Raw genomic sequence first — 21,673 nt, 5'->3', positions numbered from 1 at the left:
TGTAAACAGCAGGAAGCCAACGTTGATACGTTGGCTTTTTTGATCGTGCTTTGGAACAAGGCGTCTAATTCTAACGCGTTACTGGAGACCGAGTTGCTCTTTTAAAGTCTTTAAATAACGACGACTCACCGGGACTTCAAAGCCAGTCAGGGTAATGATCTCTGCTAATCCATTTTCTAGCAGTTTGATCTCTTGGATCGATTTTATGTTGATCAAATACTGTCGATGACAGCGGATCAAATCGGTCTTTTCTTCCAAGATCTTTAGTGTTAACTGTGAGGTTGCGGTTTGCGATGAGCTACGAACATGCACACCACTGATATCGGAATAGGCGCACTCTACCGTTTGGCTTGCCATGATCACAATGCGGTTATGACCAATACATGGGATTTGCTCTAAGTGACAGGGAGCAATCGCTGAGATGTTCTGTTCTGGTGCTTTCTGATTTTGTTTGATGACCTTATTCAGGCGACAAACGCTCTTGTTTAATCGACAAGGCTCGACTGGCTTAAGTAGGTAATCAAAAGCGTTATCTTCAAAGGCTTGAATCGCATATTGGTCGTAGGCGGTGACGAATACCACGTAGGGCATGGTATCTGGGTCAAGCATGCTTAACAGCTCAATCCCAGTAACCTGCGGCATTTGGATATCCAAATACACGACATCAGGCTTGAGTAGGTTGATCTGTTTCAGTCCTTCGATCGCGTTACTCGCTTGGCCTATGATTTCCACTTCTCCGGTTTCGGTCAGCAGCTCAATCAGCTCTTCGCGAGCAAAAAGCTCATCATCGATAACTAGTGCCTTTAACATCCTACAATCTTCATCTTGGTTCTATCCCTGCTTGGTTCACGCTTATCTTTTAAATGTCTGCTTCTAAATGTTTCAACTCGGAGCGATCCGTCTCCGAAAATACCATTATTTGAGTATAGGTATGATAAAGCTCATTCGAGTAAATTGCTGTGGTTGAGATTCTATTTTTAGTGCTGAATCTTGTCCAAAGAAATTAGTGAGTCGTTTATCAACAATTTCCATCCCTAATCCTACATGATCTTGAGATGGCTTCTGATAATTACCTGCATTGTCTTCAACGGTTAACTTGAACCCACCCTCGAAAGCCTCGCTAGAGATCTTTACTTTACCGCCTTCCAACATATTAGATATCCCATGTTTGATGGCGTTTTCTACCAGCGGTTGTAGGGTAAAGCTCGGCAATTGAGATTCATATAACTGCGGGTCGATATCCCATTCCACTTCTAGTCGATCGGTAAAGCGTGCTTTCTCTATGGTCAGGTAAGCGTTGACGTGTGCCAGTTCGTCTTTGAGCTTCACGGTGTTGATGTTCTGCTTTAGGTTGCTTCTAAAGAAGTGAGACAGGTGTTGAATGAGCTCACGTGCTTTATCAGGGTCACGACGTGTAACGGCACTGATGGTGTTAAGTGCATTAAACAAGAAGTGTGGGTTCACTTGAGCGTGCAGCAGTTTGATTTCCGCTTGTGTCAGCAGCGTTTGCTGCTGCTGATAGTTGCTAAATAGGATCTGGCTCGATAATAGCTGAGCGATACCTTCACCCATCGACATATTGATGGTTGAGAATAGTTTCAGCTTTGGCTCATACAGTTTGATGGTTCCGATGACTTCGTTTCCTGCTCTTAACGGGATAATTAGCGCGGAGCCTAGCTTACAATCTTGCGAAAGGGAGCATTGGTACGGATTCTCTTTGCCATCAAGGTAGATGATGTCGTTCTGTTCCATCGAAGTGAGCGTGCTCTGCGATGAAATCGGCGTGTTCGGAATATGGTGTTCGTCACCAATGCCGATGAACGCGAGGATTTTTTCTCGGTCGGTGATCGCCACCGCACCAACGTTAGTCTCTTCGTAAATGATCCGCACGATTTTTTGCGCATTATCCGAATTGAATCCTCCATGTAAAATACCCACTGAACGCTCGGCGATGGTTAATGCGCGGCGTGAGAAAGTTGCCGAATACTTCTCGAAGATGGTTTTCCGATCTTGGATGATGCTCATGAACAGCGCCGCACCGACCGAGTTAGCAATGATCATTGGCGCGGCAATATCAGAAACCAGAGCATAGGATTGTTCGAAGGGTTTTGCGACCGCCAGCAGAATCAGCATCTGAATGATCTCTGCAAACAGGGTTACCGAGAAAACCACTAACGGATTAAACAGTTGGCTGGCTTTGTTCTTTCTCACGAGATAAACGTGTAACAGGCCGCCAATCAAGCCTTCTGCTGTGGTTGAAATCGCACAAGCCAAGTCTGTGAAGCCGCCTAATGAGTAACGGTGAATTCCACCAGTAAAGCCGACGGCAAAGCCAACGACAGGGCCGCCAAACAGACCTCCCATTACCGCACCCATCGCACGCGTGTTGGCGATGGCATCATTGATCTGCAGTCCGAAATAGGTACCCATAATGCAGAACAGGGAAAACAGAACGTAGCAGCTGATCTTATGGCTTAAGCGAGATGAGATGCTCAACAAAGGGAGAATCAGTGGGGTTTTACTTAGCATGTAAGCGATCACTAAGTAGACGCAGGTTTGTTGCAGCAGAGAGAGAATGAGTTCCATATTTTCACCTATTGAGACGCTTGTTAAGTGTAAAGCTCATTGCTTGGTAACGGTAGCTTTGCTTGTGTTTTCGTAGGTTATATTCGCTTCCCAGAGTCGAAAGCACTAACGCCTGAAAACACTAAAGCCCATCACAGTGGACGGGCTTTAGTCTTAGATTCGACGAATCACTGAGTGATTACGGGAGCAAGCGAAGTTGTGTTTGGCTGTTCTTTTATCTCTTTCTATGAAGATTGGTCTCTTGTTCCCAAGAGCCTTAAAGAACTAGGCTGTTTTGGTGACGCCTTTTGCTTCTTTCTCTTCTTCATCAGCTAGGTCGATATCGCCTTTGCCTTTTGAAATTTTAATAACGTAAGCCGCAACACCTAGCGCACTCACCACACCAATGATGGTTGAGATTTGCATTGGTAGACCGAAGCCCAGTTGGCTGTTGTTCAGGATGAATGTGATACACACAGACGTCATGAAGATAGCTGGAACAGTTGTTACCCAGTGCAGTTTGTTGTGGCGAAGTAGGTAAGCTGAAGCTGTCCACAGCATCATTACGGCTGTTGATTGGTTAGCAAAACCGAAGTAGCGCCAGATGATACCGAAATCAACTTGAGTCAGGATGCCACCGATAACGAACAGTGGTAACGCCATTAGTAGACGGTTACGCAGTGTTTTCTGTTCCATGTTGAAGTATTCAGCAAGGATAAGACGGCTTGAACGGAACGCTGTGTCACCAGAAGTGATTGGTAGGATAACCACGCCAAGGAAAGCAAGGATACCGCCAAATACACCCAGTAGACCAAATGAAGCGCTGTATACCACGTTACCTGGGCCGCCGTTTGCAATTGCGTCAGACAGAGACTCAACCGAACCGAAGAAAGACAGAGCAAGTGCACACCAGATTAGAGCGATGATGCCTTCACCAATCATTGCGCCGTAGAATACGAAGCGACCGTTCTTCTCGTTTTCCATACAACGCGCCATCAGAGGAGACTGAGTGGCGTGGAAGCCAGAGATAGCACCACATGCGATAGTGATGAAGAGAGCAGGCCAAAGTGGTAGGTCATTCGGGTTCATGTTGGTGAACATGTTGCTGATCTCAAAGCCCCCCATGATTTGGTGTTCGTCAGATAGACCAATCGCAGTGATTAGGCCAACAGACATAAAGATAAGCAGTGCACCGAACAGTGGGTAGAAGCGACCAATGATTTTATCGACAGGGACAATCGTTGCGATGATGTAGTAAGCAAAGATGATAACAACCATCGTAGTTGCAGACATCGCGAAATCAGTTTGGTCGTTCACTAGGTTAGTGATCATACCTGCTGGAGCAGATACGAATACCACACCAACAAGAAGCAGTAGAACAATGGCAAAGATGTTCATAAAGTGTTTTGCGCCATTGCCTAGGTAACGTCCAGTGATGGTTGGAACCGAAGCTCCGCCATTACGGATAGATAACATACCTGAGAAGTAGTCGTGTACTGCACCTGCGAAGATACAACCTAGAACGATCCAAAGCATTGCTGCTGGACCATAAAGGGCACCCATGATAGGGCCGAAGATTGGACCTACACCTGCGATGTTAAGCAGCTGAACTAGGTAAACCTTTGGTGTCGACATTGGAACGTAGTCCACGCCATCTTGCTTAGTGTGAGCAGGTGTTTGGCGTTTTTCATTGATACCGAAAATCTTCTCGATAAAGGTACCGTAAATAAAGTAGCCACCAATGAGTGCTGCGACACAGGTAAGAAACCACATCATAATTTGTTATCCCTGAATGTATTAATTAAGTCAGGGTGTATATTAAAGGAGTCGATGAGAAGAAACTTCCGCTACGAGAGTGAGTGGTCGAATAGCCAATTTAGCGGTGTTATAACTGATTTAGTGGTTTGTTCACTGTGATGAGTGGCCGATATTTCTATCGAGAGGCCTATTAGCTCTATAGAGAGGTTGTTTGAGTTGGCTTAACGGCGACTATTGATTCTGAGTGGTCGGAATGAACCTAAAGTGGCGAACATTAGACAATAAGTGGACATCGATAGGCGTTCAGCGGAGAATCACCACAAAGGCAGCGCTTCGTCAGAAAGTGGTGAAGTAACAATATAAAGGATTGAAATGAAAAAAATAATCGTACTATTCGCCGTGGCATTTAGCCTTGCAGGATGCAGCGCCAATGTTCAAGATTTAGCAGCTGAAGGCAATTGGCAAGAGATTGGCTATCGTGATGGTATCAAAGGCCACACTCAGCGTTCGTATTCAGAGATGACTGAGCTTGGCGCAGTCGATCAAGCGAGTTACACAGAAGGTTATCACCTAGGTGTGACTGAATATTGTAATCCGAACCATGCTTATCAGATTGGTTTATCTGGTCAGGTGTATGAAGGCGTGTGTTCTGGTACGGAAGACGCTCAACGTTTCCGTATGGAATGGCAACGCGGCTGGGACGAGTTCTCAAACGACTATTAAGCCCAAGCTAGCCATAAAAAATTAAAACTAAAAAAAGACCAGTACCGCGTGTGTGCTGGTCTTTTTGTATGTCGTTGAAGTAGCTGTCTAAATGAGAAGCTACAAGCCAAATTAAGATTACTGATTATTCTCGACGGCTTTTCTCAAGAAGCCATTTTGCTTATCAAGCTGAGCCTTGGCTAACTCTAAATCTAGCCCTGTTAGAATCATCAAAATAGATAACTTCACATCGTAATCAGTCGCTTTAAGTGTCGACACCGCCAGTGCTTTATCGCACTCCGTTGCTTGGATAACGATACGAGCGGCGCGGGCAACCAACTTTTCATTGGTCGCTTTTACGTCGACCATAAGGTTTTGGTAGCTCTTACCAATGCGAATCATGCTGGCAGTGGTCAGCATATTAAGCACCAGCTTTTGTGCTGTACCTGATTTGAGTCGTGTTGAACCAGTCAATGCTTCTGGGCCAACCACCGGGCTAATTGCGATTTGAGCGATTTCAGCAATTGGAGAGTCAGGGTTACAAGATAATGCAACCGTTACTGCGCCAAGCTGATTGGCATAGTTGAGTGCACCAATCACGTAAGGTGTGCGACCGCTCGCAGCAATACCTACCACGACATCATTTTCTGAAAACTGAATCGCTTTCAGATCTTCAATGCCGAGAGTTAGCGAGTCTTCTGCACCTTCTTTGGCTTTTAAAATCGCCTCTGGTCCGCCTGCAATTAAGCCGATAACCATTTTGTCCGAAACACCGAAAGTCGGTGGGCATTCTGAGGCGTCTAACACACCTAATCGACCACTGGTGCCTGCGCCCATATAAATCAGTCGACCACCGTTTTGAAAGACATGAGCAATTTTATCGACCGCTTTCGCGATCTGTGGCAGTTCCGCTTCAATCGCCAGCGGGACTTGCTTGTCTTGTTGGTTAATCTTTTCAACCACTTCGAGAGAGGTGAGCAGATCAATATCCATAGTGTCAGGGTTTCTCCCCTCCGAAACGAGGTGCGAGAGCGCTGATATGAGAGCGTCGTTACTCATAATGATCCTTAAATGGTGATTCTAAAATTATGGTTCTAAAGTTGTTTAGTCAGCTCGATAGAGAACGCCTAGAGAGGCCGCTCTGCTTGCGCCAGTCACTTCTGGTAAATTGCTTGGCAGTTTATGAACATGACGCTGAGCAAGCCACGCAAAGGCCATTGCTTCCATGTAATCGGCATCCACGCCTTTACTGGTGGTTGAGTCAACCTCCCAACTTGGAAGCAATTCAGACAGTCTCTTCATCAACAATGGGTTTCTTGTACCACCGCCACACACATACAGTGCAGGCTGGTTACCCAAGCGATAAGTCTCCACTTCATTGGCTATCGTCAATGCGGTGTATTCACAAAGCGTGCGCTGAACATCTTCTACTGCAAGATCTTTAAATTCTGTTAATTGTTGCTCTAGCCAAGGTTGGTTGAATAGTTCTCTACCAGTACTTTTCGGTGGCATTTGAGATAGATAAGACTCATTTAACAACTGTTCGAGTAAAGCTTGATTGAGTTGACCTTTAAGCGCAAATTGCGCATCACGGTCAAACTTCTCACCCGTGTGTTTATCAACCCAAGCGTCCATCAACATATTGCCCGGACCTGTATCATAACCAAGCGTTGGCTGATTAGGGCGCAGCACTGAAATATTCGAGATACCACCAATATTCAACACCACAACTGAGCTGTCTTGCGGGTGGAAAATCGTATGGTGGAAGGCGGGGACTAATGGCGCACCTTGTCCGCCTAATGCCATGTCTTTACGTCGAAAATCGGCAACCGTTTGAATCTGTGTTTTAGCGGCAATGATGTTGGCATCACCCAACTGCATGGTAAATGGCGAATCGCCTGTTGGCTGGTGGAACACTGTTTGACCATGATTACCTATCGCAGTTACAGAAGGTGCTGGTGTGCCTGACTTTTCGAGAAGTTGCAGAACCGCATCAGCAAACAGATGGCCAAGCTGGTGGTCGAGTTCGCCAATGGCAATCAAATCGGTTTTCTGACCAATACAGACTTCAAGTAGACGCGCTTTGAGATCATCAGGCATTGGGAACTCATCATGAGCAAGCAATATTATACGTGTATCTTCAATCGACACTAAGGCCGTATCAACACCGTCCATACTCGTCCCTGACATCACACCGATATACAGTTCTTTATGATCCATTCCTAAGCTCTTGCACTGCATTCTTAAAGTCTTCCACAGATTGGTTTAAAAACATTGTAAAGCAAATTTAAAGAGAATAACCTCGGGAAGTTTATGAAATTAGGTTTAATAAGGGATAAATATGGGACCGTTGTGGGTTGATGTTGCAGGCTACGAACTGACTGCGGAAGACAAAGAAATTTTAGAGCACCCAACTGTTGGTGGTCTCATCTTATTTGCTCGAAACTACCACGATAGCAAACAGTTATCGGCGTTAAACAAAGAAATTCGCAAGGTAGCGAAACGTCCTATTTTGATTGGTGTCGATCAAGAAGGTGGCCGAGTTCAGCGCTTCCGCGATGGCTTTTCAATTATCCCAGCTGCTCAAGAATTCGCGACTAAGAATAATGGCGAACAGTTAGCAGAACAAGCGGGTTGGTTGATGGCGGCAGAATTGATTGCCCATGATATCGATCTGAGCTTTGCGCCAGTATTAGACAAAGGCCACGAGTGTAAAGCGATTGGTAGCCGAGCGTTTGGTGAAGATATTGATACCATTGTTCGTCATAGCAGCGCTTTCATCAAAGGCATGAAGTCGGTTGGCATGGCGACGACAGGCAAGCACTTCCCTGGACATGGTGGCGTGATTGCTGACTCACACTTAGAGACGCCATATGACCCTAGAGACGACATCTTCGAAACCGATATGGCAATCTTCAAGGCGCAAATTGAAGCTGGAATATTGGATGCCATGATGCCAGCTCACGTGGTTTTCTCTCACTATGATGATCAACCTGCGAGTGGTTCACAGTATTGGCTACAGAAAGTATTGAAGCAGCAGCTTGGGTTTAAAGGCTTGGTATTCTCTGACGATTTAACGATGGAAGGCGCTGCCATTATGGGCGGACCAGCCGACAGAGCGAAAGCGGCCTTGAATGCAGGTTGTGACATGGTGTTGATGTGTAATAAACGAGATGCACAAATTGAAGCTCTGGATCACTTAGCGATTCAAGAGGTGCCTTTAGCCAACTCATTGCTTAAAAAACACAGCTTTGATTTGTCGACACTTCACTCGGATGCTAGGTGGAAAGAGACCTCAGAGACGATTAAGCGAATGCTAGGCAGTGAGTGATAAATAAACACATTATAATTTTAGATAAGGCGATATGATAAATATCGCCTTTTTTGTATGTGTGATCCGTGGTTTAAACCTATTTATCTCTTAGAGTGAGTCAAATCCAATGTGTAAAATAAAATTTACACTTAATGTTTTTTATTGTTTACACTTGCAATCGTTTTTTTAGCTGTTATTGTGTTTTTAAAGATTGTTAACCCAAACGGAAATGTTGGGTGTAAAAATAAATATACAGGTTGAGTTATGCAGAAAAGTGAATTAAGCAATGTCAATATCATCGACGAACAGGTACTGATTACTCCTGAGGAGTTAAAAGCAAAACTGCCTTTGAGTGATAATGCTCGTCGTTTCATTCAAGAGTCTCGTCAAACTATCGCAAACATCATTCATAAGAAAGATCATCGCATGCTTGTTGTATGTGGCCCATGTTCTATCCATGACATTGAAGCTGCGAAAGAGTACGCGAAACGCCTTAAAGCCTTATCTGAGCAACTTAGCGATCAACTGTATATTGTTATGCGTGTTTACTTTGAGAAACCTCGTACCACTGTAGGTTGGAAAGGTTTGATCAATGACCCGCATCTAGACGGCACTTTCGATATTGAGCATGGTCTGCATGTGGGTCGTGAGCTACTTGTTGAACTCGCTGAGATGGAAATTCCATTGGCGACTGAAGCATTAGATCCAATCAGCCCGCAATACCTAGCAGATACCTTCAGCTGGGCGGCAATTGGCGCACGTACGACTGAATCTCAAACTCACCGTGAGATGGCAAGTGGTCTTTCAATGCCAATCGGTTTTAAAAACGGTACCGATGGCAACCTAGGCACTGCAATCAATGCAATGCAGGCGGCTTCTTCTAGCCACCGTTTCATGGGTATCAGCCGCGAAGGTCAAGTTGCACTACTAACAACGCAAGGTAACCCAAATGGTCACGTGATTTTACGTGGCGGTAAGCAGACGAACTACGATTCAGTATCGGTACACGAATGTGAGCAAGAGCTGGGTAAATCTGGCTTAGAGGCCGCGCTAATGGTCGACTGTAGCCACGCGAACTCTCGTAAAGATTTCCGTCGCCAACCTTTAGTTGCAGAAGATGTGATTCACCAAATTCGTGAAGGCAACAAGTCGATTATCGGCCTGATGATTGAAAGCCATATTAACGAAGGAAATCAATCTTCGGATATACCTCTCAATGAGATGAAATACGGCGTTTCTATTACCGACGCGTGTATCAATTGGGATTCAACTGAGGCACTATTGAAACATGCACATACGGAATTAGTCCCGTTCTTAGAGAACCGCTTGAAAGGTTAGTCAGAGTTTAAATTTAAGTGCCTCATCTAATGGGGCATTTTAAGATCTGTTGCTAGCGAACCTACGTGATTGTGGGATGATAGATTGGCACGGGCTTATAGATTAGTAAGGAATAAAATGGCCGTTGAACTGAACGAATTACGCGACCAAATCGATGCTGTCGATAAACAAATGTTGGATTTACTGGCTCAACGCCTTGCTCTAGTAGAGAAAGTAGGCGAAGTAAAAAGTGAACATGGTTTACCTATTTATGTACCAGAACGTGAAGCCGCGATGCTGGCATCTCGTCGTCAAGAAGCCGAGAAAATAGGGGTTCCACCACAGTTAATCGAAGATATTTTGCGTCGTACTATGCGTGAGTCTTATGCCAGTGAGAAAGATTCTGGCTTTAAGTGTCTTAACCCAGAGTTACGTTCAGTGGTGATCGTTGGTGGTAATGGTCAACTTGGTGGCTTGTTTGGTCGTATGTTCAAACTGTCTGGCTACGAAGTGAAAGTCCTTGGCAGCCAAGATTGGGATACAGCCGATGAAATCTTGGATAATGCAGGACTTGTGGTTGTGACTGTTCCAATTCACTTAACTGAAGGTGTGATTGCGAAGCTAGGTAATCTACCAAGTGATTGTATTCTATGTGATTTGACGTCAATTAAATCTAAACCGCTGCAAGCAATGATGAACATGCACCAAGGCCCAGTGGTTGGATTGCACCCAATGTTTGGTCCTGATGTTCCAAGCCTTGCTAAGCAGGTGATTGTTTACAGTGATGGTCGTGGTTCTGAGAGCTACCAATGGCTACTGAATCAATTTGGTATTTGGGGCGCGAGCCTTTGCCAGATGGATGCAGCTGAACACGATCACGGCATGACCTTGATTCAAGCACTTCGTCACTTCACCTCTTTTGCTTACGGCTTACACCTGAGTAAAGAGAACCCGAATATTGATCAGCTTCTGAAGCTAAGCTCACCAATCTACCGACTTGAGATTGCGATGGTTGGTCGTCTATTTGCTCAAGACCCGAACTTGTACGGTGATATCATTCTGTCTTCGGATGAGAATATAGAGATGATTCGACGCTTCCATAGCTGTTTCGGAGAAGCGTTAGAAATCCTAGATGGCAAAGATAAGGCTAAGTTTGTTGAGAGCTTCAACCAAGTGAGTGATTGGTTTGGTGACTACTCACAACAATTCTTGCAAGAGAGCCAAAGTCTTCTAAAACAAGCACATGACTCGATTCATCGTGGTTAATACTGATTTGAAATCATAAAAAAGAGCGACCATCTGGTCGCTCTTTTTGTTTGTGCTGAATGCCGATATTGCATCTGGCCTATAGTAGGCGAAATGCATTTGGATCATCATGGGCCAAACGAACAAACCTAGTTAGTCACGATAGGCTCTTTGTTATTCTCGTTCGATACTCGGTTATCATCGCTGGATACTGTGTCGATAGTTGAACTGATGTAAGGCACGTTAGTTAGGTTGATCTGCAAGCGAACCACGTTATCAATCAGCTGAACGAGTGGGCCCCATTTCACCTTTTTCTCTTTCTCAAACACGTAATTGAAGTTTTCTGGTGTCCAATCCATCAAGTATTGAGGGTTCAATGAGCGACCAAGGAAGCGTACTTCATAATGCAGATGTGGCCCAGTTGAGTTACCTGAGTTACCACAGCTCGCAATCACATCACCTTTACTGACAAACTGACCGCTGCGAACTTTGAATTTTTGCAGATGCGCGTAAGAGCTCATGAAGCCAAATGAATGGCGCATGGTGATAAAGTTACCAAAGCCTTTCTTGCTTGGGCGTACGGTTTCAATCACACCATCTGCCGGTGCTAAGATATCTTCACCACGCTTACAAGTAAGGTCGATACCAGTATGGTTGTGGCGTTTGCCTGTAATTGGGTTAGTACGGCGACCGTATGAAGACGAGATGCGTTGATAAGCCATCGGACTATCATTAGGAATTAAGCGGAACATGGTAGCTCTTACCGCGGAATCGACGGCTGCAGCATCAATACGGTCTTCTAGTGAAACCTCATCGGTGTGTAACTCTTCATCAGCCAGGCCTAGAACGGATTCCACATCGAATACACGCTTACCCAGTAATTGAATCGTACCTTCTTTCTCAGTTAAGGCTTGAGATAGGTTGTGGTTGGTTTCAACTTGTTCCGCGTATAAGAACTCGGTCTGCTCTTTTTCAACAATCAAAGTTTCAATTAACTGTTGTGCATCACCGGCTTGTGCAGCTAGCTTGTTTTTACTCTCAAGGTGCATGTAGGTTGCACCACCAATCAACATCGGTACTGAGAGCAGGGTTGTCATGCATAAGAGTACGGCTTTTCGACCGAAGTAAAACGTCTGTTCCCCCTGACTAGAGGGAATAGTAATGGACACTTTTTTAGACATGGTTCTGTATTAACTAAATGCTTCTAATAGAAAAAGGGTAATGGAGATATTATTCCTTACCTAAGTCGGTAAGGTGTTCAATCTCTCTATAAAGCAGGTCATCGTCACCAACATTAAGCTCAACAAGGCGCTTAAGGTGGCTGATACTATCAATATCTAAATGCTCTATGCGTAAACGCATTGAGGTATTGATGGTAGAGACTATCGTTGCTTCTAACTGAATATTGATATCACTGTTTTCGAGTTTAAAGCTCACTTGAACAGGGACATCATGGCTAAGTTGTTTTGATTCATTGCATTGAATGAGTAAACCATGGAGTGATAAGTCTTGCACTGAGCCTGATACCTTTACTTGTCCTTGTGAGATCTCAGTCGGGACTTGATAAATAACTCGTGAAAATTGACGTCTTTCAACCATAAGTAATCTCTCTATATCGATGCATTACACGTAAGCCAGATATATCAAAGGCCGCTATTATCGCGGCCTTTGTTCAAAATACAAGCTTATTTACTTAGCTATACGCTTGTACTTGATACGGTGCGGCTCTGCCGCTTGTGCGCCTAGAGTCTGCTTAAGCCACTCAGTGTACTCAGTATAGTTACCTTCGTAGAAGTTAACTTGACCTTCATCACGGTAGTCTAAGATATGGGTCGCAATACGGTCAAGGAACCAACGGTCATGCGAGATAACCATTGCACAGCCCGGGAATTCAAGCAGTGCTTCTTCAAGAGCACGTAGCGTTTCAACGTCAAGGTCGTTGGTAGGCTCATCGAGTAGCAGTACGTTACCGCCCGCTTTTAGCAGTTTCGCTAAGTGAACACGGTTACGTTCACCACCAGAAAGCTCACCGATGATCTTCTGTTGGTCGTTGCCTTTGAAGTTGAAGCGAGAGCAGTATGCACGAGCAGGGATTTCGAAGTTGTTGATCTTAATGATATCAGCGCCTTCAGAGATCTCTTGGAATACTGTCTTAGTGTCGTCCATGCTGTCACGGAACTGATCAACAGAAGCAAGCTTAACGGTTTCGCCTAGTTCAACTGTACCTGAATCTGGCTGTTCTGCACCGCTTAGCATCTTGAATAGTGTTGATTTACCTGCACCGTTGGCACCAACGATACCGACGATTGCGCCCTTAGGCATGCTGAACGATAGGTCGTCGATAAGAACGCGATCACCAAACGATTTAGTCAGGTTGTTCACTTCAAGAACTTTATCACCTAGACGCTCACCTGGCGGGATGAACAGTTCGTTGGTTTCGTTACGCTTCTGGTATTGGCCAGTTGTCAATTCTTCAAAACGAGCCATACGAGCTTTAGACTTAGCTTGACGGCCTTTAGGGTTTTGACGAACCCATTCAAGTTCTTTCTCGATTGTCTTTTGACGTGCGCTTTCGCCCGCTTTTTCTTGCTTAAGACGCTCGTCTTTTTGCTCTAGCCAAGACGTGTAGTTACCTTCCCATGGGATACCTTCACCACGGTCAAGTTCTAGAATCCAGCCAGCTGCGTTGTCTAGGAAGTAACGGTCGTGGGTAATCGCCACAACAGTACCACTGTAATCAACAAGGAAGTGCTCAAGCCATGCTACTGATTCTGCATCCAAGTGGTTGGTTGGTTCATCAAGAAGCAGCATGTCTGGCTTTTCAAGAAGTAGACGACAGATAGCAACACGACGACGCTCACCACCTGATAGGAATTCAATTTTCGCATCCCACTCAGGAAGACGAAGTGCATCAGCAGCACGCTCTAGAGCAGTCTCTAAGTTGTGACCGTCTTTTGCTTGAATCAGAGCTTCTAGTTCGCCTTGCTCTTTTGCCAGTGCATCGAAGTCTGCATCTGGTTCTGCGTAAGCTGCGTAAACCGCATCAATACGCTTAAGTGCGTCAGCAACGTCAGAAACCGCTTCTTCTACGATTTCACGAACAGTTTTTGATTCGTCTAGCACAGGCTCTTGTGGTAGATAACCTACTTTAAGGCCTTGTTGTGCACGTGCTTCACCATCAATATCAGTATCAATACCAGCCATGATACGTAGTAGGGTAGATTTACCTGAACCATTTAGACCCAAAACACCGATTTTAGCGCCAGGAAAAAAGCTAAGAGAAATGTCTTTAAGAATTTGACGCTTAGGTGGAACAGTTTTGCTCACCCGAGACATGGTATATACGTATTCAGCCATTGCCGATCGATCCTAATTATTGTTCAAAATTGTCTGCTATTTTATACCAATATCCTCAAAGATGTTACTCCTAGGGCAGAAAAGCCACTCTTGAACTAATCCTTACCTATTATTGTCACATTGGTCATTAAAACTATATTTAATGGGCTTCTGAGGCGAAGTGTTAAATATTAATAATATTTACACTCAAATCCTTTACATTTGATGTGATGTCGGGCGTAAATAGACTTCACGTATTCATACACGCACTAAGGAAAGAGCGAATGTTTTTCCGCATTGGTAATACGAAAATTGCTGTGGCTGCATCGGCAATTTTGTCTTCGGTTTCACTGGCTCCGGTCGCTATGGCTAGCAATGCATCCGAGCTTGAAATGCAGCGTGACGTTTATGATAAAGCGCAAGAGGTTTTAGACAGCCGTGATCTAAAAGCTTACTCCGCGCTGCGTAACAAAATTCAAACATACCCTTTAACACCTTACACCGATTATCGGGCCTTTCTGATTGGCTTAGGTGATCGCACACCTGCTGAGGTCGATGCTTTCATTGAAGAGAACAAGGCATTGCCTTTCTCCAATCGAATGCGCGCACCTTATTTGGATTCATTGGCTTCTCAAAAACAGTGGAAGACGATCCTTGAGTTTCAAACCAAAGAGCCTGTCGGTGAAAAATACCAATGTATTTATTATCGAGCGCATTACGAGCAAGGTAACCAAGAGCTTGCCTTTAAAGGAGCTAAACAACTTTGGTTGAGTGGTAGTGGTGTTGATGACGCTTGTGACCCTTTATTTAAAAGCTGGGATCAAGCTGGGCTAAGAACTGATGAGCTGATTCTGGATAGAATGCTGCTAGCGTTCGAGGGCCGTAACGGTAAGTTAATGAGCTATCTGATTAAGCAATTGGATCATGATGAGTCAATTGCTCAAGCGAAGCAGATGAAGGCGTTGTACAACAAGCCTGAAAATGTACTCGCGTTTGCTAAAAAACATCCAGCGAATGAATTCTACCAAGCTCAAACCGAGTTTGCTTTCGAGAAGCTAGCAAGGAAATCATCAAGCAGTGCTCAAAAGGTGTTTGATGATGTCATCAAGGCTCAGAAGTTTTCGAAAGAGAAATCTCAAGAGCTCGCTGATTACCTAACGTTTCGTCTGATCAACACCGACTCTGAAGAGTTAATGGTGTGGCGCGACAAAATGCTCGCGAGTTCATCAAAGCAAGTTCTGCTGGAACGACGTGCTCGCTTAGCAATTCAACATGCCGATTGGACGGGTTTGAAAGAGTGGATAGCGCGCTTGGATGATAAACATCAGGCTTCGCTTCGTTGGCAATATTGGCAGGGCAGAGCTGAAATCGCGACGGGCGATACTGACAAAGGCAATAAGCGACTGTCAGATATCTTGGGTCAGCGTAATTTCTACAGTGTGGCTGCGGCTAAGCAGTTAGGTAAGCCAGTTCAATATCCAACATCGACACTTAAATACAATGCTGAAACAGTGAAGCCATTCGACACCTCTTTGGTGCGTATTGGTGAACTGATTGACCGAGACAAAATTGCGGCAGCGAAAAGTGAATGGCGCTGGTTACTGACCAATGCAGATAAAGAGCAAAAAGAGATGCTTGCCGCTTACGCTGCGACACAGCGTTGGAATCACTTTACCGTAACAGCGAGTATCTCTGCGAAGATGTGGGATAACATTGCGCTGCGCTTCCCTGTTGCTCATAAGTGGTGGTTTAACTTCTACGCTGAAAAGCACGATCTCGATCCAATCACTTTGATGTCTTTAGCAAGACAAGAGAGTGCGATGGATTCAGAAGCTCGCTCTCCAGTTGGCGCGCGTGGCATTATGCAAATTATGCCCAAGACGGCGCAATACACAGCGAACAAACATAAGATTAAGTATCAGGGCAGCGATGATCTTTATGATGTCGGCAAAAACATTGAGATTGGCAGTCACTACTTAGATGGTTTACTCGCTCAATATGATGACAACCGTATCTTTGCGTTTGCGGCTTATAATGCTGGACCTAGCCGTGTGAAACAGTGGCGTTCACGCAGCGATGAAAAGCTCGATGCCTTTGCATTTATCGAAATGATCCCATTCAAAGAGACACGTGGCTACGTTCAGAATATCTTGATGTTTGAGACCTACTATCGAGATATCTTGGGTGAGAAAGGGACGTTTTTAGCGCCCCATGAGGCAAAAACGAAATACTAAGCCTTCGGCATTTGGCCCGAAACTGAGTAAGAATAAAGGCAGTGAGTGCTAACCATTTCCACTTACTGCCTTTTTACATTGGATCGCATCAAGTGTTTCGGTATAAAGTGTTAAACGCTTTCAATCGTTAAGCGACTCTTTAAAGTCAGAATTTAAAAGTAAGTGTAGAGATATGGCATCACAACCTGAATATGATAATTGGCAACAACTGATGGACTTGGTAAAGACGGCTGTCGAAAAAGATCAGCACGAGCTGTTGTTGACTATGATGATGACACCAGACGAGCGAGATGCTCTGGTTGCTCGAATTAATATCTTCTGTGAGCTGATGAAAGGCGATATGTCTCAACGACAGGTGAGTCAAATGCTGGGCGTAGGCGTAGCGACGATAACCAGAGGCTCAAATGAGCTAAAGGCCAAATCTGAGCAAGAGAAAGTCGTGATCGCCGACCTATTGCTAAAGTAATAATGGAATTAAGCTATCACGCGATAGTATGAATACGAATTCGATAAAAAACGCTAACTGGATGTTAGCGTTTTTTGTTTCTGAAGATTGTTCTTGGAATCTTTTGAAGTTTAAGGAAGCCTCAAATACTAAATAGGAAAGTGTTCAGGATTCACAAATGGGATCAGAGCCAAAATTAAAGCTTGATGATAGACCGAACTGCGTGACAATTGGTTATGTGTCAGTAGGCCAATGGCACCACCTTTCTGTTTGATATTGTCGGTACCAAACACTTCATCCATCACATCCCCTAACTCGTTTGCATGCTCTAGTTTCTCAAGCACGGCTGGTGGCAGCATCAGACTTGCTGAACGAGACTCGCCACGTTGGCCATTCGTTTCGATCACCATCCAGGCAAAGGTGACGTTTGTTTCTATTCCCGCTTCTAGACCAACATAGAAGTCTGCATCAGGCTGAGCTTGAGTTGCGTTGTGAACTCGATTCACGGCACCTTGATAGGTTTCATCATTGCTCATCGGTTGATCGGCGACACCACTAGGGACGCTGATGCCTTTGAAATCAAATTCAGTATCAGGAAAAGCAGATAAGAACGCACTTTTAACGGCGTTTATTTTAGCTGGGTTCAGCGATGCGATGATTACAGATTTCATGTGTCGGATTCTTTTTGTTGTCGATTAGATTGAGTTGATGTTGTCGGTACCAGTCACTCAACTCTTCTAGTGGCATGGGTTTACCAAAGTAATAGCCTTGCAGCATATCGCACTGTGCATCCTGTAACCACTGGTGCATGTCTTGAGTTTCAATCCCTTCGGCGGTGACCTTTTTCCCCTGAGCATGACACAACCCGATAACCGGTTTTACGATGTTCTGATTATCGGTCTCAATTAAGGTGTCTAAAAAGGCTTTATCGAGCTTAATTTTTTGAGTTGGATACTGCACCAGTTGAGTGATCGAAGTATATCCAGATCCAAAGTCGTCAATCGCTAATCGATAGCCCATTAGCGAGAGTTGGTTGAGCAACGGAAAGCCTTGTGAATCTGAGTAAAAGGTTTCAGTGATTTCAAAATCGATTAGGCTTGGTGGAATTCGATTTAACTCCGCGTGTTCTTTAATGAAACCCGCAAGATGAGTGGTTTCAATGCCAGCAGAAGATAGGTTGATCGACAATTGAATTGAGTGATCAAATTGAGCCTGAAGTCGATGGAATGAAGCAAACGCATTCTGTATTACCCAGCGGTCAACATGTTCAAACAGCCCGGTTTGTTCGGCTATTGGAATGAACTCATCTGGTGGAACCAAACCAAGTTGCTTTGAATTCCAACGCAATAACACCTCAACGCCAATAACATCAGTCCCGGTGGAATCCATGTAGGGCATGTAAACGAGCCTGAATTCATCATCAAAATTCTTACCTCTAAGCGCACGTTCAATATCTGCTTGGCGCTGAATGGCTTTGTCTAAATCCCGTGAATAGTCAGCAAATTGGTTTTTACCGGCACGCTTGGCTTGGTACATCGCGGTATCCGCGTTGGACAGAAGCTTCTCGATTGAGTTGCCATCATTAGGGTAGGTCGCAATACCAATACTGACCGTGATCGGAAAGCTGCCTGATTCGGTGACAAAGCCTTTTTGCAGTGGAGTGAGCAAATCGTTCGAGAATCGATGCGCGACATTTCCTCGGTGACTAGGAGCGTTAATGTAGACAACGAACTCGTCTCCAGAAAGTCGGGCTGGCATACAATGAGCGTCGAATTCCTCTTTATAATGACGACAAATATCTGAAATACGCTGAGCAAAAGAAACCAGAATCGAGTCGCCGATTTGATGCCCGTATTTGTCGTTCACAAACTTGAAGTTGTCCAAGTTAAAATAGAGAACCCAGGTTTCGGTATTCGAACTCGGTTTTGGCAACGATTGCTGAACGAAGGTTTGAAACTGATGCCTATTGGCTATTTGGGTTAACTGATCATTTTCGGCCAAGAGCTTGGTTTACTGGTAGGTGTTGTCTAGCTCTTGGTACATGTCATAACAACGCTGTGATAAGCGGCCAAGTTCATCACGAGTGCCTAAGCGTTCAATGTTCTTACGTTGTTTTTTTTCGACTTGCTGTAGCTGTCGATCGAGCCATGTTATTGGAGTAATTACAGTGCGAGACAGAAGCATGAGTAGCAGAGCGACAGTTACAAACGCAGACAGTGCAAACGACAAACTCAGCTTGTTCCAAATTGAATCGAGCTTGTTTTCCAACAGGAATTGCGCCGGATCGACCGTGGCGTACAGTTCTGGTGCAAGCTTGACTGAGTGAGTAACATCATTTTCCAAAGAAACCGCTATGGATGTGAAGAACAAGCTGGTTTGGTAGTCGAACTCTATCTGTTTTCTCAGCGCATTAAATTTGTCGAGAGAGACAGAGACAACAACAAAGAACACATCGTCGGGTTGATTGTTAACGGTTGGGAAAATCGCTTTTCTATCTACCTTGTCATAGTGAACCAACATCCCTTCGCCTTGGGAGTTTTGAATATAGTTGGTACTCGATGTTGCTAAGGTGTCTTGATAGTGCAGGTCAACATACTCCAATATCTTACTGTCAATCTGAGTGCGTGAGTCATTGCTATTATCCGCGTAATAACGCAGTTTTCGATCACCATTAAGAAGCGCTAAACCTGTATAGCTTTCATCGTCATCTTGCAGGAAATGAATGGCTTCTCGAAGATTACTGACCAGTTCAAGATCGCGAGATAGATTTTGATCAGTGAGAAAATAACGCTTCACCATATCACTCTGGGTCAAGGTGTAAGAGTAGCTATTGAGGAACGAACGAGATTGGCGAAAGTATCCGGCTAGTTTTTCCATGTTCAGTTGAAGTGCGTTGTCTTCGCGTTTGATGAAACTGCTTTTTTGCGTCGAATAAATAATATAGCTAGAAGCCGCGGTACTGATCAGTATCACAGGGGCTATTAGTAGTAAGATTTTAGTACTTAGCTTCATAGTTAATGACAACACTATTTATAAATTAAGCGCATAAGTTTATGTTACTTAATGCTTACTCGCTATTAATTATACGTAGTTCGATGATTTCCTGTGAAGGGGGTAAGGTTTTGTCTTTATTGATAAAAAAAGCCACTAATGAGTTTTTGTTAGAAAGGCTCAAGTAGTGGAGAGAGTAAGCGTGCCGAATGTGCGAAACAAGTGAATTGTGTTTCAGGCATGCTAGGGTGAGTTTTCTTAGCGAGAATAGTACTCGACTAGAGGGTGATTTAAGTATTTGGCCTGCTGTAGGCCAAATACTTATGTTAGCTAAAAGCTGATACTCACTTTCAGCTATGACAACTTAACTTGAGTCGCTTTGATGTTCTCACTTGGGTAGCAACCCAACACCTTAAGGTGGCGAGTAATGGCTGTTAGTTCCGTTATCGCTTGTTGCATATTATCTGAATCCAGATGCGCCTCTAAATCGACATAGAACATCTCTTCCCAAGGGTTACCCATGATAGGACGAGATTCTAGCTTAGTCATGTTGATGCCTAAGCGTTGCAGGATCAGTAGTGTTTCTACCAAAGAACCCGCCTCTTGAGATGTCGACATGATGAGCGTTGTTTTCGCTGGTATTTGAGTCGATACTTCAACAGGCTTACGCGCCACAACGATGAAACGAGTGTGGTTCTCTGTTTGGTTTGCAATATTGCTCTGGATTGGCTGTAGTCCATAAAGCTTACCGCTCGATGCATTACCAATAGCAGCTACGTCATTACCACCCAATTCTTTAACTTTTTTCATTGCATCAGCGGTGCTTGCGCAAGACTCAAGGTTGACACCCTTAAGGCGGCTCAAGAACTCACTGCATTGTTGATGAGGTTGTGGGTGCGAGTAGAGTGTTTTGATGTCTTCTAAACGGATATCACTTTTAGCAACAAGGCAGTGCTCAATCGGTTGAGAAAGTTCGCCAACAATGTATAGAGTCGTATGCTGTAACAGGTCGTAGACCTCGTTAATTGACCCTGAACTGGTGTTCTCAATCGGCAGGACACCGTAGTCGGCATGGCCAGACTCTACTGTTGATGCGACTTCTTTGAAGTGATTACAGTTCAGCTCAATCAATTCCATATTCTTGCGGCTGAAGTATTCGCGGCTCGCAAGGTGAGAATACGATCCCTTAGAACCTAAGAATGCAACGCGAGCCAATGGTTTACGGCTTTGCGGGTTCGCTAGGTTTTGTAAGTATGACTGTTGTAGTAAAACGGAATCTTCGATGATGGTGTGAAACAGCTTGGTAATGTACTGCGCATCAAGTTCGTATTTATCTTTGCCGTTGTTGATCAGCTTAACTAATAGTTGTTGTTCTCGTACTGCATCACGAACTGGTTTTGATGTCTCTACTTTGCTTTTAGCGACTTCGATACTTAGCTTGCGACGCTCTGAAAGTAACTTCAGGAGTTCGTCGTCTAAATCATTAAGACGAAGGCGGATATCATCCAGTGAAATTGAGCGGTCAGTCATAAATGTGTCCTTATAAAAAAGCCTCCCTAGTGTGGGAGGCTTCTTGTTCGTTTTTGACTTGTTTTTCTAAAACGACTTAGCCTCCGATTTACGGAAGAAAAAAGAAGTCAAAAATAAACAAAGATTGAGTGTGCATAAAAAGTGATTGTTTTATGAATGTTTAAACACAATAAGCAAGCGAGCTACGAGCGTCAAGCAAAAAAATAGCGCCCTGAGGCGCTAATGCCGATCAGTTAA

Annotated in this window: 16 protein-coding genes, 1 pseudogene and 1 other annotated feature; of the genes and pseudogenes, 6 read left to right on the top strand and 11 right to left on the bottom strand. The window is 44.5% G+C overall.

Features of this window, described 5'->3' with window-relative positions; all coding sequences use genetic code 11:
• Nucleotides 1–78 precede the first annotated feature (78 nt).
• The 3 genes from btsR to AB4623_RS03975 all read right to left on the bottom strand — a co-directional run bounded on the left by btsR (nt 79) and on the right by AB4623_RS03975 (nt 4,341).
• Entirely contained in the window at nt 79–810 is a 732-nt protein-coding gene (btsR, locus tag AB4623_RS03985) for a two-component system response regulator BtsR (protein WP_017070063.1), read from the bottom strand.
• Nucleotides 811–915: 105 nt separating this feature from the next.
• Nucleotides 916–2,586, bottom strand: coding sequence for a LytS/YhcK type 5TM receptor domain-containing protein (locus AB4623_RS03980; RefSeq protein ID WP_372145801.1), 1,671 nt, complete (start codon nt 2,584–2,586; stop codon nt 916–918).
• 264 nt (nt 2,587–2,850) lie between these two features.
• Nucleotides 2,851–4,341 (bottom strand): carbon starvation protein A, encoded by a 1,491-nt coding sequence (locus tag AB4623_RS03975; RefSeq protein WP_372145800.1) that lies wholly within the window; start codon nt 4,339–4,341, stop codon nt 2,851–2,853.
• A gap of 354 nt (nt 4,342–4,695) precedes the next feature.
• Here AB4623_RS03975 and AB4623_RS03970 point away from each other — a divergent pair, with 354 nt between their 5' ends.
• Nucleotides 4,696–5,046, top strand: a complete 351-nt coding sequence (locus tag AB4623_RS03970) for a DUF2799 domain-containing protein (RefSeq protein WP_017059350.1) — start codon at nt 4,696–4,698, stop codon at nt 5,044–5,046.
• A 117-nt stretch (nt 5,047–5,163) separates the two neighbouring features.
• Here the strand turns inward: AB4623_RS03970 and murQ are convergent, their stop codons facing one another.
• Nucleotides 5,164–6,084 carry an N-acetylmuramic acid 6-phosphate etherase gene (murQ, locus tag AB4623_RS03965; RefSeq protein WP_032545650.1) on the bottom strand — a complete coding sequence of 307 codons (921 nt, stop codon included), beginning with the start codon at nt 6,082–6,084 and terminating at the stop codon, nt 5,164–5,166.
• A gap of 45 nt (nt 6,085–6,129) precedes the next feature.
• Nucleotides 6,130–7,245 carry an anhydro-N-acetylmuramic acid kinase gene (locus AB4623_RS03960; protein ID WP_372145798.1) on the bottom strand — a complete coding sequence of 372 codons (1,116 nt, stop codon included), beginning with the start codon at nt 7,243–7,245 and terminating at the stop codon, nt 6,130–6,132.
• 121 nt (nt 7,246–7,366) lie between these two features.
• Between AB4623_RS03960 and nagZ the strand changes: the two genes are divergently transcribed.
• The 3 genes from nagZ (at nt 7,367) to tyrA (ending at nt 10,921) form a co-directional block, all read left to right on the top strand.
• Complete coding sequence (gene nagZ, locus AB4623_RS03955) at nt 7,367–8,356, top strand: beta-N-acetylhexosaminidase (protein ID WP_372145796.1); 990 nt, start codon at nt 7,367–7,369, stop codon at nt 8,354–8,356.
• 246 nt (nt 8,357–8,602) lie between these two features.
• The gene (locus AB4623_RS03950; RefSeq protein ID WP_017059354.1) at nt 8,603–9,676 is read left to right on the top strand and encodes a 3-deoxy-7-phosphoheptulonate synthase; all 1,074 of its coding nucleotides are present in this window, start codon (nt 8,603–8,605) and stop codon (nt 9,674–9,676) included.
• A 117-nt stretch (nt 9,677–9,793) separates the two neighbouring features.
• Nucleotides 9,794–10,921, top strand: a complete 1,128-nt coding sequence (gene tyrA, locus AB4623_RS03945) for a bifunctional chorismate mutase/prephenate dehydrogenase (RefSeq protein WP_017062859.1) — start codon at nt 9,794–9,796, stop codon at nt 10,919–10,921.
• Between the two features lie 128 nt (nt 10,922–11,049).
• Here the strand turns inward: tyrA and AB4623_RS03940 are convergent, their stop codons facing one another.
• The 3 genes from AB4623_RS03940 to ettA form a co-directional block, all read right to left on the bottom strand.
• Nucleotides 11,050–12,081 carry a M23 family metallopeptidase gene (locus tag AB4623_RS03940; protein WP_065584727.1) on the bottom strand — a complete coding sequence of 344 codons (1,032 nt, stop codon included), beginning with the start codon at nt 12,079–12,081 and terminating at the stop codon, nt 11,050–11,052.
• A 49-nt stretch (nt 12,082–12,130) separates the two neighbouring features.
• Nucleotides 12,131–12,499 (bottom strand): PilZ domain-containing protein, encoded by a 369-nt coding sequence (locus tag AB4623_RS03935; RefSeq protein ID WP_017059356.1) that lies wholly within the window; start codon nt 12,497–12,499, stop codon nt 12,131–12,133.
• A gap of 90 nt (nt 12,500–12,589) precedes the next feature.
• Nucleotides 12,590–14,257: an energy-dependent translational throttle protein EttA gene (gene ettA, locus AB4623_RS03930; RefSeq protein ID WP_017056147.1), complete on the bottom strand. Its 1,668-nt coding sequence runs from the start codon at nt 14,255–14,257 to the stop codon at nt 12,590–12,592.
• Between the two features lie 263 nt (nt 14,258–14,520).
• On the opposite strand from ettA, the gene sltY reads away from it, so the two are divergent.
• The gene (gene sltY / locus AB4623_RS03925) at nt 14,521–16,470 is read left to right on the top strand and encodes a murein transglycosylase (RefSeq protein ID WP_102321444.1); all 1,950 of its coding nucleotides are present in this window, start codon (nt 14,521–14,523) and stop codon (nt 16,468–16,470) included.
• Between the two features lie 172 nt (nt 16,471–16,642).
• Nucleotides 16,643–16,936, top strand: a complete 294-nt coding sequence (gene trpR, locus AB4623_RS03920) for a trp operon repressor (RefSeq protein WP_017059358.1) — start codon at nt 16,643–16,645, stop codon at nt 16,934–16,936.
• A gap of 128 nt (nt 16,937–17,064) precedes the next feature.
• On the opposite strand, the gene yjjX is transcribed toward trpR, so the two are convergent.
• The 3 genes and pseudogenes from yjjX to pheA form a co-directional block, all read right to left on the bottom strand.
• Complete coding sequence (gene yjjX, locus AB4623_RS03915) at nt 17,065–17,586, bottom strand: inosine/xanthosine triphosphatase (protein WP_017059359.1); 522 nt, start codon at nt 17,584–17,586, stop codon at nt 17,065–17,067.
• Nucleotides 17,549–19,927: pseudogene (locus tag AB4623_RS03910) on the bottom strand (putative bifunctional diguanylate cyclase/phosphodiesterase). The gene yjjX and the pseudogene AB4623_RS03910 overlap by 38 nt, the downstream one beginning before the upstream one ends.
• A 333-nt stretch (nt 19,928–20,260) precedes the next feature.
• Nucleotides 20,261–21,436, bottom strand: a complete 1,176-nt coding sequence (gene pheA, locus AB4623_RS03905; protein WP_017059361.1) for a prephenate dehydratase — start codon at nt 21,434–21,436, stop codon at nt 20,261–20,263.
• Nucleotides 21,437–21,448: 12 nt separating this feature from the next.
• Nucleotides 21,449–21,570: a sequence feature (Phe leader region), on the bottom strand.
• Nucleotides 21,571–21,673: the final 103 nt, after the last annotated feature.

This window comes from Vibrio sp. 10N.222.52.C12 (assembly GCF_041474215.1).
In the GTDB taxonomy this organism is placed as follows: domain Bacteria; phylum Pseudomonadota; class Gammaproteobacteria; order Enterobacterales; family Vibrionaceae; genus Vibrio; species Vibrio crassostreae_C.
Note: the sequence above shows the minus strand (reverse complement) of the source record. Positions and strands in the feature narration are given on the sequence as shown.

What these genes read in the sequence shown, in the direction of transcription:
- nagZ (WP_372145796.1), top strand. Translation starts at nt 7,367, where the DNA reads ATGGGACCGTTGTGGGTTGATGTTGCAGGCTACGAACTGACTGCGGAA.
- AB4623_RS03960 (WP_372145798.1), bottom strand. Translation starts at nt 7,245, where the DNA reads ATGGATCATAAAGAACTGTATATCGGTGTGATGTCAGGGACGAGTATG.
- murQ (WP_032545650.1), bottom strand. Translation starts at nt 6,084, where the DNA reads ATGAGTAACGACGCTCTCATATCAGCGCTCTCGCACCTCGTTTCGGAG.
- btsR (WP_017070063.1), bottom strand. Translation starts at nt 810, where the DNA reads ATGTTAAAGGCACTAGTTATCGATGATGAGCTTTTTGCTCGCGAAGAG.
- AB4623_RS03980 (WP_372145801.1), bottom strand. Translation starts at nt 2,586, where the DNA reads ATGGAACTCATTCTCTCTCTGCTGCAACAAACCTGCGTCTACTTAGTG.
- AB4623_RS03970 (WP_017059350.1), top strand. Translation starts at nt 4,696, where the DNA reads ATGAAAAAAATAATCGTACTATTCGCCGTGGCATTTAGCCTTGCAGGA.
- yjjX (WP_017059359.1), bottom strand. Translation starts at nt 17,586, where the DNA reads ATGAAATCTGTAATCATCGCATCGCTGAACCCAGCTAAAATAAACGCC.
- AB4623_RS03940 (WP_065584727.1), bottom strand. Translation starts at nt 12,081, where the DNA reads ATGTCTAAAAAAGTGTCCATTACTATTCCCTCTAGTCAGGGGGAACAG.
- trpR (WP_017059358.1), top strand. Translation starts at nt 16,643, where the DNA reads ATGGCATCACAACCTGAATATGATAATTGGCAACAACTGATGGACTTG.
- AB4623_RS03950 (WP_017059354.1), top strand. Translation starts at nt 8,603, where the DNA reads ATGCAGAAAAGTGAATTAAGCAATGTCAATATCATCGACGAACAGGTA.
- ettA (WP_017056147.1), bottom strand. Translation starts at nt 14,257, where the DNA reads ATGGCTGAATACGTATATACCATGTCTCGGGTGAGCAAAACTGTTCCA.
- AB4623_RS03935 (WP_017059356.1), bottom strand. Translation starts at nt 12,499, where the DNA reads ATGGTTGAAAGACGTCAATTTTCACGAGTTATTTATCAAGTCCCGACT.
- pheA (WP_017059361.1), bottom strand. Translation starts at nt 21,436, where the DNA reads ATGACTGACCGCTCAATTTCACTGGATGATATCCGCCTTCGTCTTAAT.
- sltY (WP_102321444.1), top strand. Translation starts at nt 14,521, where the DNA reads ATGTTTTTCCGCATTGGTAATACGAAAATTGCTGTGGCTGCATCGGCA.
- AB4623_RS03975 (WP_372145800.1), bottom strand. Translation starts at nt 4,341, where the DNA reads ATGATGTGGTTTCTTACCTGTGTCGCAGCACTCATTGGTGGCTACTTT.
- tyrA (WP_017062859.1), top strand. Translation starts at nt 9,794, where the DNA reads ATGGCCGTTGAACTGAACGAATTACGCGACCAAATCGATGCTGTCGAT.